The following is an 11,262-nucleotide window of genomic DNA, read 5'->3' on the forward strand; positions in this document are numbered from 1 at the left end:
CAATCGCCTGGCAGCGAGGGGCCCGCACCGCGTGTATATCGCCCGGTGCGGGCCCCTCGGCTTTTGGAAGGCTTTCCCATGAACCGTTCCAGTCGCTCGCCGCACCAGAACACCGGCTCCCGGTCCGCTCCGGTCGACGGCTCCGGACGGGAGTTCGCCGTACCGGTGAGCACCGTGCCCGCGCTGCCGGCCGTCGAGTCCTTCGAGGAACTGGACCTGCCGAAGGAACTGCTGTCGATGCTGGGTCGGAAGGGCGTCACCTCGCCGTTCCCGATCCAGGCGGCGACGCTGCCGAGCTCGCTGGCGGGCCGCGACGTGCTGGGGCGGGGCCGCACCGGCTCCGGCAAGACCCTCGCGTTCGGTCTCCCCGTGCTGGCCCGCACCGCCGGGCGGGAGGCCGAGCCGCGCTGCCCGTTGGCGCTGATCCTGGTCCCCACCCGCGAGCTCGCGCAGCAGGTCACCGAGGCACTCACCCCGTACGCCCAGACGACGGGCGTACGGATGGCCACGGTGGTCGGCGGGATGCCGGTCCGCCGGCAGGCGCAGATGCTGAACCGCGGGGCGGAGGTCGTGGTGGCCACGCCCGGCCGGCTCACGGACCTGATCGAGCGTCGGCTCTGCCGACTGGACCGGGTCGAGGTGACCGTCCTCGACGAGGCCGACCAGATGGCCGACATGGGCTTCCTGCCGACGGTCACCGAGTTCCTCGAACAGGTCGCCGACGGCGGCCAGACGATGCTGTTCTCCGCCACGCTGGACCGCAACGTCGACCGCCTGGTGCGGCGTTTCCTGCAGGACCCGGTCACGCACGCGGTGGATCCGTCGGCGGGAGCGGTCAGCACCATGGAGCACCACGTGCTGCACGTGCAGAACGCGGACAAGAACGCCACGATCACCCACATCGCCTCCCGGGACGGCAGGGTGATCATGTTCATCGACACCAAGCACGGCGCGGACCGCCTGGTCGAGAAGCTGCTGGCGAACGGGGTGAAGGCCGCGGCCCTGCACGGCGGCAAGTCCCAGCCGCAGCGCACCCGCACCCTGGAGCAGTTCCGCACCGGGCAGGTGGCCGCGCTCGTCGCGACCGACGTCGCCGCCCGCGGCATCCACGTCGACGGCCTCGACCTGGTGGTCAACCTCGACCCGCCCGCCGACCACAAGGACTACCTGCACCGCGGCGGACGCACCGCCCGGGCCGGCGAGTCCGGCACCGTCGTCACCCTGGTCCTCCCCAACCAGCGGCGCGGGATGGACCGGATGATGAGCACGGCCGGCATCACCCCCGTCACCACCAGGGTCGTCGCCGGCAGTGCGGAACTGGCCCGGATCACCGGCGCCCGGGTGCCCACCGGCGTGCCCGTGGTGGTCCCCGACCCCGTCGTCGAGCGCCCGCGCCACAGCCGGCCGACCGGCCGGAACCGGTCCGGCAGCCCCGGCTCCACCGCCCGCACCCGGCAGACCGCTGACGCCTCGCACGGCACCTCGCGCCGGTCGTACAACGGATAGTCGCGAACGACCGACGACCGGCGGTGTCTCTCGGCGAGCTGACGGTCAGTGAGGTGCGGGCCGGTGGATCCGGGGAACGAAGTGCCGGTCGGCGGCGAGCACGCGAGGGACCGGCCCCGGTCAGGTCGGGAGTAGTGTGGAAGCCACCGGAGACGTTCCGCATGCCGGCACCGGACACTGGCGTCGTCTCCGGCGAACGGCTATCCCGGATCCGGCAAGGCCGGGCTCGGAGACGGGTCTTCGACCATGAATGCGATCGTCGATCGCGATGCACCGACCACGACCGGCCTCGCCCTGCGCCTCCTGCTCGCGCCCGCGGGGGTGAAGCCGGGCCGACTGGACGGCGCCTGGTGGCCCCGGTCCGGTGATCTCCTCCTCGAACTCCCTTCGCTGGCAGCCGAGATGGACGAGCGATGGGGCCGGGTCACGCGGATCACCGTGAATCCCGCGCAGTGGCCGATCATCCCGCGGCGGATTCCGGTCGCGGGCCACGTCATCCACGCGGGCTGGTACACGACCGAGCAGGACAAGCACGTGATCATGCTCTGCTCGTACCGTCGGCGGTTGGACCTCATGGTCGTCCCGCCGCAGACGGACGTGATCGACACGGCCAGGCTCATGGCCGAGGCGTCCGACCCGCGGAACACCAGGACCGCGAGCGAGTTGCTCGCCGGCGAGCCGGTCCGCCGCAGGGAGGGTCCGCGGGTACGCTCCGGCTCGTTGTCGGCGGCGGCCGCGCGCTTCGACGGCGTCCCCGGGGCCGGTCGGCGAGCGGCTTCCGCGCAGCAGCGGGCCGCGTACTGGACGGCGGCCCGGTAGGCGGACGGAGCGTCAGCTCCGGTACGCAGCGAGTCGCGGGTACGCACCCGAATACGGAGTGTGCGGAGTACCGTGGGACGTACAACCGAGGACATTTCGCACACCGGCATCCGCGCCGGCGTCGCCCTGGGTCATGAGTGGTCCCTCAACGGGACCGGACGGGCGGCCCGCCGTGACGTCGATCCCCCTTCCCGTTCCCTCCTCCCCCGGCCGGTGGTCGGTGCCCGGAGTTCCCCTGCTGCCGCGCCTGGCGCTGGAGCCGACGATGTTCAGGGAGGGTGTCTTCGACGGCGCGTGGTGGCCCCGCTCGACCCGGATCGTGACCGAACTTCCCGACCTGGTCACCGCGTTGGGCGCCCACCTGGGCCGGATCGTCCGGGTGGGCCTGGACGCCCTGGCCTGGGACGGCGTGCCCCGCTCCGTCGCGGTCAACGGCGTCATGATCAGGATCAACTGGTTCGACGGCAGCGCCGCCACGATCAGGGTCACCCGGGGTTTCCAGGACCACTTCCTGCTCCTGGTGGTGCCGCCGGACACCTCACCCGGGACGGCCGCGGCCGCGATGGCCGGGGCCTCCGCGACCGGCAACCGCGCGTCGGCGGAGGAACTCCTGCTCGGATGACGTGAGTTGACGCCGGACCGGCGGCCCGGGCGAGCGGTCCTCGGGCCGCTCAGCGCCACTCGATCAGGAACAGCGTGGCGTCGTCGCTGGTACGCCCGCCCCGGCGGGCCTTCAGCGCGTGCGAGAGGGCGCGCACCGTGGCCCGCACGCCCGAGCGGGCGCGCTCGATGCGGTTGACCCAGTCGATCAGCTGCTCCTCGCCGAACTGCTCGCCGCTCGCGCCCCGTTCCTCGACCAGGCCGTCGGTGAAGCACAGCACCCGGTCCCCGTGCCGGAGTTGCCGCTCGCTGATCACCGGCTGCTCGCCGCCGAAGCCGACCGGCAGCGTGGTGGCGCTCTCCAGCCGCTCGACGACCGCGTGGTCGCGGATCAGCAGCGGCTTCGGGTGACCGGCGTTGACCCATTGGAGGCGGCCGGTCACGGTGTCGAGCCGCATCATCTGCGCGGTGACGAAGTGGTCGGGGCCGAACTGCTCGGCGATGGCCCGGTCCATGAAGGCGTAGACCTCGGCGAGTCCGACGTCGGCGCGGCGGGCGTGCCGGTACGCGCCGATGGCCACCGTCGCCATGGTGGCGGCGTCCAGGCCGTGGCCCATGGCGTCGAGGGTGGCCACGTGCAGCACGTCGCCGTTGAGCGCGTAGTCGAAGCTGTCGCCGGCCACCTGGTAGGCGGGCTCCAGGATGCCGGCCACCGCGACCCGGGGGACGGACATCGACAGCGGTGGCAGCAGCGACCACTGGATCTCGGCGGCCACGCTCATCGGCTCCAGCCGCCGGGCCTGGAAGACCAGGTCGGTGTAGCCGCTCCTGGTGATCAGCAGGTCCGCCACCAGGACCGACAGCCGCCGCAACAGCAGCCGGGCGTCGTCACCGACCGCGTCCAGGGTGAGGGCCAGCACCCCCGCCTCGGCACCGATGTCCAGCAGCGGCAGGTACACCCGCACCCCGTCGGCCTGCGGCACCTCCACCGGGACGCCGCGCAGGAACGCCTCGCCCGCCGCGGAGTCCGCGATCGGCACCGGCGGACCCTCGGCCAGGCCGTCGCCGGGGAGCGGGACCAGCACCAGCTGGCCGTAGTCCTGCAGCAGCAACGCCGGCTCCCGGCCGCCCAGCCCGGCCACCGCCGCCACGACCAGCGGGGGGATCAGCGGCGGCGCGAACTCCCCCGCCAGGTCGAGCAGCACGCCCAGCAGGTGTTCCCCGGGCGCCGTCGTCCGGTCCGGCACCGTCGCGGGTCGCCGTCCGCCGTCGCCGCTCACCACATGCCCGCCTCTCCGAACCGCTCCGGGCCCGTCCCCGGCCCGTCGCGGGGGCCGGTCCTCTCCATTACGCCCGAGATCGGCCCGGCACGCCCCCGGGCCGTGACCGGCCGGGTTCGTTCCGGTGGCGCTCAGGGCGTCCGCGCGGCGAGGGCGGTGCGCGCCGCCGGGGCCTGGAGCGGGTTGAACTGCGGGTCGGTGGCGAGGGCTTGGGACAGGTGCGTGCGGGCGTCGGCGGTGCGGCCGAGGGCTTGTTCGATCGCGCCGCGGTGGTAGAGGAACAGGGCGTTGTGCCAGCCGTGGGCCAGCGCCAGGTCGGTGTAGCCGAGTGCCTCGTGGTCGGCGCCGGTGCGGTGCAGGGCCCAGGCGAGGGCGTCGGCGACCAGGACGTTGTGGCGGCGGTCCCATTCGGCCCGGAGCAGCCGGACGGCCGCGGCGGGGTCGCCGTGGTCGGCCTCGAACTGACCGAGGGTCAGGTCGTCGACGACGCCGCTCGCGGCGGCCAGGTCGGACTCGGCGCGCAGCAGCCGGTACTGCTCCTGGGCCTGCTCGCGGTGACCGAGGGACTCCTGGAGTTCGCCGAGTTCGAGGAGGTACTGGGGCAGGGGCACCTTGGCCGTGGCCTGTGCGTAGTGCGCGAGGGCGTCGTCGGTGCGGCCTAGCGCCGCTTCGGCGCGGGCCTGGCCGGCCAGGGCGGCGGTGTACGCCGGGTCGGCGGCCAGGGCGCGCCGGTAGCCGTCGAGGGCGTCGGCCGGGCGGCCGGCGTTCCGGTCGAGTTCGGCGATCTGGTACCGGCAGAACGCCTGGTCAGCGGGGTCGTAGGCGCCGGCGAGGGCCTGGCGCAGGGCGTTCTGGGCGTCCTCGGGGCGGCCGCGCTGCTCCAGGTCGTAGGCGGCGCGGGTGAAGGACGCGGTGCCCGGGTGGAGGTCGAGGAGGTGCTGGGCGGCTTCGGTGGCGCCGGTGTCGTCGCCGAGCTGGGTGCGGGCGTCGGTGAGGACGGCCCAGGCCGGCCAGTGCAGCGGCGCGGCGGTGAGGGCCCGCTGGGCGTAGTCGGCGGCGTCGGCGAAGCGGTGGCGGGCGTTGGCGAGCGCGCCGAGGCCGGTGAGTGCGTCGGTGTTGTCCGTGGGGGCGAGGGTGAGCGAGCGGTGCAGCGCTTCGTCGGCCTTCGGGTAGTACGAGGCGTCCGCGGTCAGCCGGGCCTGCTCGACGTACTCGCCGCCGAGCCTCGCCCAGACCGGGGCGTCCTCCGGGCGGGAGCGCAGGTGCCGCTGGTCGGCGTCGATCGCCGCGCTCAGGGTGGACCTCGCGGGCGGTGCGGCGTGCGGTGCGGTGGGCACGCGGGCGGGCGTCGGCCGGCCGGTGAGGGTGCCGGCGTAGGCGAGGCCGGCGCACAGGGCGGCGGCGGTCAGCAGCAGGGGCAGGCGGCGCACGGCGGGTTTCCCTCGGGCGAGGAGCGGGCGGCGGCCCCGGGGCGGGCCGCCGCACTGGGGTGTCACTTCTGGTTGACGGCCTTGTCGTAGGGCAGGGCGAGGTAGGGGAAGGTCGCGCCGAACGGCTTGTCGGTGGTGTCGACCTTGTCCCCGGCGGCGAGTGCGGCGATCAGGTGGCCCGGAGTGGCGCCTTCGACGACCTGCAGCGCGATGTCGAGGACGTCGTCGGTGAGGCGGCGGCCGTTGGGGAAGCCCTGGAAGTCGCCGTTGAGGATGCCGAGGCGGTCCGGGTTCGGCGTCACCGGGGTGGTCAGGTTGAGGCGCAGCTCCTCGGCGGGGACGAACCGCTTCGGGTCGATGTCCTGGTTCATCAGCTGGGAGTTCAGGTCGACGGCGAACGGGCCGTTCGCGGCCTTGGCGATGCCGGTCAGGAAGATCTCCTGCAGGTCGGTGCGCGGCGTGGCGGGCGCGGGCAGCCCGTAGATCGCCTGGACCAGCTTGGGCACCTCGGGGTCGAGGACTTTGGCGACGACGGCGGGCTGGTTGTGGTCCTCGGACGGGGGCAGCGCGTTGAAGGCGTCCTTCAGCCCGGCCGGGAGGACGACCTCGTTGACCAGCGGGTTGCCGAGGCGGGAGACCTGCACGTACTTGCCGGCCGGGTCGGCTTTGCCGGGGCTGAGCTTCAGGGTCTGCTTCTCGGTGCTCGACCAGATGCCGATGACGGGGTTGCGGTTCGGGTCGCCCTTGTAGGCGAGGCGGGTCTTGGGGATCTGCAGGGCAACGGAGTTGACGTTGTATCCGGCCAGCGTGTTCTGGCCGACCTCGGAGAGGTTGCCGCCGTACAGCAGGTCGAAGACCCGCAGGTCGAGGAAGAACGGGTCGGCGGCCTGGGTGGCCACGGTCTGCCCGCCGCCCGGGAGTTGGACGGTGGCCTGCTGGCGCAGCCGGCCGTAGTCGGGCATCGAGGCTCGGCCGGTGTCGGACGGCGCGGCCTGGCCGTGCTCGACGAGGGTGACCGGTTCGCAGTCGGGCCGCAGTTCCTGGAGCGTGTAGTACTGGTGGAAGCGCAGGGTCGGGTCGGAGAGGTTGTTCACCGGCCCGTTGTCGTAGAGGAAGGTGTCGGTGCCGCGGAGGTCCTCGGTGTGGAAGGTCCACCGGTAGGTCAGGTCCGGGTGGCCGGTGCCCTGGGAGTCGATGTTGACGTCGTAGTGCGCGCCGTCCGCCCAGGGGTAGAAGTTCGGGCCGCCGTTGGGCTCCTGGAACGGCAGCCAGTTGGCGATCAGCGTGACGGTGTCGGGGTTGTCCGGGCTGGTGAAGGCGTACACGTCGGTGTTGTCGACCTGCGGGTCGGCGGCGATCAGCGGGGCCTCGCGGTGGCTGGACGCCGACGAGGTGCCGGCGCCCGCGCCGAGCAGGGCGGTGCCGGCCATGCCGAGGGCGAGGGCGGTGAGGATCGCTGCCCCGCGGGCCGCCGGGCGGCGGCGGGCGGATCGGCCAAGAAGGCTCATCAGGAGTCTCCGATTTCCTTGACACGGAACGGTGGTCCGTGTCCGTACGGGATGCGGTGGGTGGGGGTGTCGTCCGGCGGTCGGCCGACTCGTACTGTCCTCCGCCGTCGTTCGCGGTTCGTCGCAGACGGGGCGCCGGTCGGGCCCGGCCACCCTTACGGCCCACTTCGATCACCCGTCCGGCCGCGTGGCCCGGCCGCGCCGGTGGACACGGTGATCGCCCGGCCGCGACAGTGTGCGGGCCCAGCGCCGAAACCCTGCCGCGCCGCCGGCCCGCACGGGGCACCCGCGCCCACCGCCGTTCCGCTCCCGGAGGCCTTGCGTGGCAGTCCGCCGAACCCGTCGCACCCTCGCCCGAACCGGCGCGGCCCTCGCCGCCGCCCTCGCCGTGACCGCGCTGTCCGCCCCCGCCGCGCTGGCCCACCCGCTCGGCAACTTCTCGGTCAACCACTACCTCGGGCTCACCGTCGCCGCCGAGGGCGTCGACGCCCTCGCCGTCACCGACCTGGCCGAGATCCCCACCCTGCAGGCGCAGGACGCCACCGACACCGACCGCGACGGCACCGTCGACGACGGCGAACGCGCCGCCCACGCCACCCGTCAGTGCGAGGATGCCGCCCACCGGATCCGCCTCACCGCCGGCGGCGACCCCGCACCGTGGACCGTCACCGCGGCCTCGTTCACCTACCAGGACGGCGCGGCGGGCCTGCGCACCAGCCGCCTCGAATGCCGGCTGCACACCGACCGGCACCCCGCGCAGGACGGCACGGACTTCCGCGTCGAGACCGGGGCGGACCCGTCGCGGGTCGGCTGGAACGAGATCACCGCCGCGGGTGACGGCGTCACCGTGGACCGCTCCGACGTCCCGGCCGCGTCCGTCAGCCGTGAACTGCGCGACTACCCGCGGGACTTGCTGGACACACCCGCGGGCGTCACGACCGCCGCCTTCCACGCCCGTCCCGGCGCAGGTCCGGGAGCCGCCGCACGCGCCTGGGGTGCGACCGCCACCGGCGCGAACGCCTGGCTGGCCGCGCTCGACGCCCGGCTGGCCGCCCTCGGCACCGCCCGGCACCTGACCCTGCCCCTGGGTCTGCTCGCCGTCCTGCTCTCGGTCGTCCTCGGCGCGGGCCACGCCCTGCTGCCCGGCCACGGCAAGACCGTCATGGCCGCCTACCTCGCCGGGAAGCGGGGCCGCCCGCGCGACGCCGTCACGGTGGGCGCCACCGTCACCGTCACGCACACCGCGGGCGTCCTGGTCACCGGACTGCTGCTGACCACGTTCTCCGCACTCGCCGGCGACCGCCTGCTGGCCCGCCTCGGCGCCCTCAGCGGCGCCCTGGTGCTCCTCGTCGGCGCGCTGCTGCTGAGGGACGCGGTGCGGTCACGCCGCCGGGGCCCCGCCACGGCGCAGCTACCGGAGATCGCGGAGCAGCGACAGCCCGAACCGCAACCCGTCCTGGCCGGCACGGCCACCGGCCGCACCGACCCGCCCGCCACCCACCACCACGGGCACGGGCACGGGCATGGGCACGACCACCACGAGCACGGGCACGGGCACGGGCACGGGCACGGGCACGACCACGACCACGCGCACGACCACGGGCACCACCACGGACTGTTCGGCCACCACCACGGGCGGGACCCGGGAACGGACCGTCGCAGGCTGATCGGCCTGGGGGTCGCCGGCGGGCTGGTGCCGAGCCCCTCCGCCCTGGTGGTGCTGCTCGGTGCGGTGGCCCTCGGCCGCACCCTGTTCGGCGTGGCCCTGGTGATCGGCTACGGGGTCGGCATGGCCGCGACCCTCACCGGAGCGGGCCTGCTGCTGGTCGGCCTCGGCCACCGGCTGGGACCGCTCACCGCCCGCCCGGCGCTCGCCCGCCTTCGGAACCTCGGCGCGTACGGCGCCGTGCTGACCGCGTTGCTGGTGCTCGCCGTCGGCGCGGGCATGGTCCTGCGCAGCCTGCCGTCCGCCCTCTGACGACCTGTCGGGAGAACCCCATGCGCACGACGCCCACCCGGTGCCTCGTCCTCGCCGCGCTGCCCGTCCTGTTCCTGGCCGGCTGCGCCGGCCCGAGCCGCGGCAGCCTCGACACCCAGCCCGCCACGCCGTCACCCAGCTGCCTCGCGCACCAGACCCGCGAACCCGCCGAGCGGTACACCGCCGGCCGGAGCGCCGACACCACCGCGGTGCTGGAGATGATGCGCTACTACACCGCCAACGGCCGCACGCCCTACTGCGACGGGAAGCCGCCCACGGCGGCGGACCGTGCCTGGCAGCAGCTCTACACCCGGCTCGGCGGCGACCCCGCCCACCTCGAACCGCGCTGATCCCGACCCGCTCCGAACCGCCGTTGCGCCGATCGGATGGTCTCCCCCGCCGGCAGCACGGGCCCCGTCCCCCTCGGCCGTCCCCCCTCCGCCGTTCGCGGTCCGCCGTTTGGCGGATGATGGCGGCACCTGACGTGAGGGGCGGCGACGTGACAGACAGCGAATCCTTGGCCCGGACGGACCCGGACGGGTCCCGGGCGGCGGTGCCCGGGCCGCGGGCGCGGATTTCGGGCAGGGGAGGAAGCGGGCGGTGGCGGCGGGTGGCCGTGCTGGTGGCCGTCCTCCTGCTGCTGTGCCTCCCGCCCTGGTGGATGCTGTTCGGCTCGGCCGGCTGGCCGTGGCCGGTCTCCGTCGCCGGCACGGTGGTCCTCGCCGCGTGGCTGGTCTGCTTCCCCCTGCTGATGGTCGCGGGGCACGGGCCGCGGCGGGTCGACCGGGCGGCGCGGCTCGCGGACACCTCGCTCGGCGTGATGTGGGTGCTGTTCACCTGGTCGGTACTGGGCGGCCTGGTCGACCTCGTGCTGGTCGGGCTCGACGTGGGCGGCGCCGGGCGGGCCCGGCTCGTGGCCCTGGCCGTCGCCGCGGTGTCGGCCGGATTGCTGGGCTGGGGACACTACGAGGCGATGCGGGTGCCCCGGGTGCGGCGGCTGGACGTGCATGTCCCGCGCCTCGGGGCAGGCCTCGACGGCACGCGGGTCGTGGTGCTGGCCGACACCCACTACGGGCCGATCGACCGGGCGGCCTGGTCCGCCCGGGTCACCGAGGCGGTCAACGCGCTCGACGCGGACGTCGTGGTGCACGCCGGGGACATCGCGGACGGCACCCCCGCCCAGCGTCGGGAGCAGTCCGCGCCGCTCGGGGCGGTCCGCGCGCGGCTGGCCCGGGTCTACGTGACGGGGAACCACGAGTAAGGCGGGGAGGCCCAGGGCTGGCTGGACCGGATGGCGGAGCTGGGCTGGGAGCCGCTGCACAACCGGCACGTCGTGGTGGAGCGCGGCGGGGACGCCCTGGTGCTCGCCGGGGTGGACGACGTCACTGCGGCGTCCTCCGGCCTGGCCGGTCACCGCGCGAACCTGCTCGGCGCGCTGGAGGGCGCGGACCCCGACCGTCCGGTGCTGCTCGTCGCCCACCAGCCGAAGTTCGTCCCGCAGGCCGCCGCGGCCGGCGTCGACCTCCAGGTCTCCGGGCACACCCACGGCGGCCAGATCTGGCCGTTCAACTTCCTGGTCCGCCTGGACCAGCCGGTGGTGCACGGCCTGAGCCGGCACGGGGAGCGCACCCAGCTCTACACCAGTCGCGGCACCGGCTTCTGGGGCCCGCCGTTCCGGGTGTTCGCACCGAGCGAGATCACCCTGCTCACCCTGCGCGCGGGCGACGCGCCGACCGAAGCGTCGTAGCCGACGGCGCGTCACCCGGGGCGGGCCGGCCGGCTCAGCGGCCGAGGGCCGCCAGGACCTCGCGCAGTTGGGCGAGCGGTTCCGGTCCGCAGACCCGGACCACCACGGTCTGGGCGCCCGCGGCGCCGAGGGCGCGGAGCGCCGCCGCGGCCTCGGCCGCCGTACCGCCGGCCGCGAAGGTCGCCGACTCGTCGCGGCCCAGCCACTGCGCGTGGCCGGCGACGGCGTCGCGCAGGGCCGGAGCCGCCGCCTCGCCGACGCCCAGGAAGGTGAAGGCGGTGATGGTGTGCTCGGCGTCCGCGCCCCCCCCCCCCCCGGCGCCGCGCGCCCGGCGGGGGGCCTGCGCGCCCTGTGGCCCGGCCCCCCCCGTCGCCCTGGGGGCGGCGCCCGGCCC

At 74.8% G+C, this 11,262-nt stretch carries 8 protein-coding genes and 2 pseudogenes; 6 read left to right on the forward strand and 4 right to left on the reverse strand.

The window, feature by feature from the left end; translation table 11 throughout:
* The first annotated feature begins 78 nt into the window (after positions 1-78).
* The 3 genes from AB0K51_RS31380 to AB0K51_RS31390 all read left to right on the forward strand — a co-directional run bounded on the left by AB0K51_RS31380 (position 79) and on the right by AB0K51_RS31390 (position 2,947).
* Positions 79-1,506: a DEAD/DEAH box helicase gene (locus tag AB0K51_RS31380; protein WP_363461059.1), complete on the forward strand. Its 1,428-nt coding sequence runs from the start codon at positions 79-81 to the stop codon at positions 1,504-1,506.
* 246 nt (positions 1,507-1,752) lie between these two features.
* Positions 1,753-2,325: a DUF5994 family protein gene (locus AB0K51_RS31385; protein WP_363461061.1), complete on the forward strand. Its 573-nt coding sequence runs from the start codon at positions 1,753-1,755 to the stop codon at positions 2,323-2,325.
* Positions 2,326-2,458: 133 nt separating this feature from the next.
* Complete coding sequence (locus AB0K51_RS31390; protein WP_363461063.1) at positions 2,459-2,947, forward strand: DUF5994 family protein; 489 nt, start codon at positions 2,459-2,461, stop codon at positions 2,945-2,947.
* A gap of 49 nt (positions 2,948-2,996) precedes the next feature.
* Here the strand turns inward: AB0K51_RS31390 and AB0K51_RS31395 are convergent, their stop codons facing one another.
* From AB0K51_RS31395 to AB0K51_RS31405, 3 genes are all read right to left on the reverse strand, one after another.
* Positions 2,997-4,205 carry a PP2C family protein-serine/threonine phosphatase gene (locus AB0K51_RS31395; RefSeq protein WP_363461065.1) on the reverse strand — a complete coding sequence of 403 codons (1,209 nt, stop codon included), beginning with the start codon at positions 4,203-4,205 and terminating at the stop codon, positions 2,997-2,999.
* A 131-nt stretch (positions 4,206-4,336) separates the two neighbouring features.
* Positions 4,337-5,635 carry a hypothetical protein gene (locus tag AB0K51_RS31400; protein WP_363461067.1) on the reverse strand — a complete coding sequence of 433 codons (1,299 nt, stop codon included), beginning with the start codon at positions 5,633-5,635 and terminating at the stop codon, positions 4,337-4,339.
* 62 nt (positions 5,636-5,697) lie between these two features.
* Positions 5,698-7,143: a DUF4331 domain-containing protein gene (locus tag AB0K51_RS31405; RefSeq protein WP_363461069.1), complete on the reverse strand. Its 1,446-nt coding sequence runs from the start codon at positions 7,141-7,143 to the stop codon at positions 5,698-5,700.
* A gap of 322 nt (positions 7,144-7,465) precedes the next feature.
* On the opposite strand from AB0K51_RS31405, the gene AB0K51_RS31410 reads away from it, so the two are divergent.
* From AB0K51_RS31410 to AB0K51_RS31420, 3 genes and pseudogenes are all read left to right on the forward strand, one after another.
* Positions 7,466-9,121: a high frequency lysogenization protein HflD gene (locus AB0K51_RS31410; protein ID WP_363461071.1), complete on the forward strand. Its 1,656-nt coding sequence runs from the start codon at positions 7,466-7,468 to the stop codon at positions 9,119-9,121.
* Positions 9,122-9,141: 20 nt separating this feature from the next.
* Positions 9,142-9,471 carry a hypothetical protein gene (locus tag AB0K51_RS31415; RefSeq protein WP_363461073.1) on the forward strand — a complete coding sequence of 110 codons (330 nt, stop codon included), beginning with the start codon at positions 9,142-9,144 and terminating at the stop codon, positions 9,469-9,471.
* A 311-nt stretch (positions 9,472-9,782) separates the two neighbouring features.
* Positions 9,783-10,868, forward strand: a pseudogene (locus AB0K51_RS31420) (metallophosphoesterase).
* A 34-nt stretch (positions 10,869-10,902) separates the two neighbouring features.
* Here AB0K51_RS31420 and AB0K51_RS31425 read toward each other — a convergent pair.
* Positions 10,903-11,262, reverse strand: a pseudogene (locus AB0K51_RS31425) (5,10-methylene tetrahydromethanopterin reductase); the annotation flags it as partial.

It is taken from the genome of Kitasatospora sp. NPDC049285 (genome assembly GCF_040678815.1).
Lineage (GTDB): Bacteria > Actinomycetota > Actinomycetes > Streptomycetales > Streptomycetaceae > Kitasatospora.

Bases quoted from the DNA above. Each gene is read 5' to 3' on its own strand.
- AB0K51_RS31380 (WP_363461059.1), top strand. From the start codon at position 79: ATGAACCGTTCCAGTCGCTCGCCGCACCAGAACACCGGCTCCCGGTCC.
- AB0K51_RS31385 (WP_363461061.1), top strand. From the start codon at position 1,753: ATGAATGCGATCGTCGATCGCGATGCACCGACCACGACCGGCCTCGCC.
- AB0K51_RS31390 (WP_363461063.1), top strand. From the start codon at position 2,459: ATGAGTGGTCCCTCAACGGGACCGGACGGGCGGCCCGCCGTGACGTCG.
- AB0K51_RS31405 (WP_363461069.1), bottom strand. From the start codon at position 7,143: ATGAGCCTTCTTGGCCGATCCGCCCGCCGCCGCCCGGCGGCCCGCGGG.
- AB0K51_RS31415 (WP_363461073.1), top strand. From the start codon at position 9,142: ATGCGCACGACGCCCACCCGGTGCCTCGTCCTCGCCGCGCTGCCCGTC.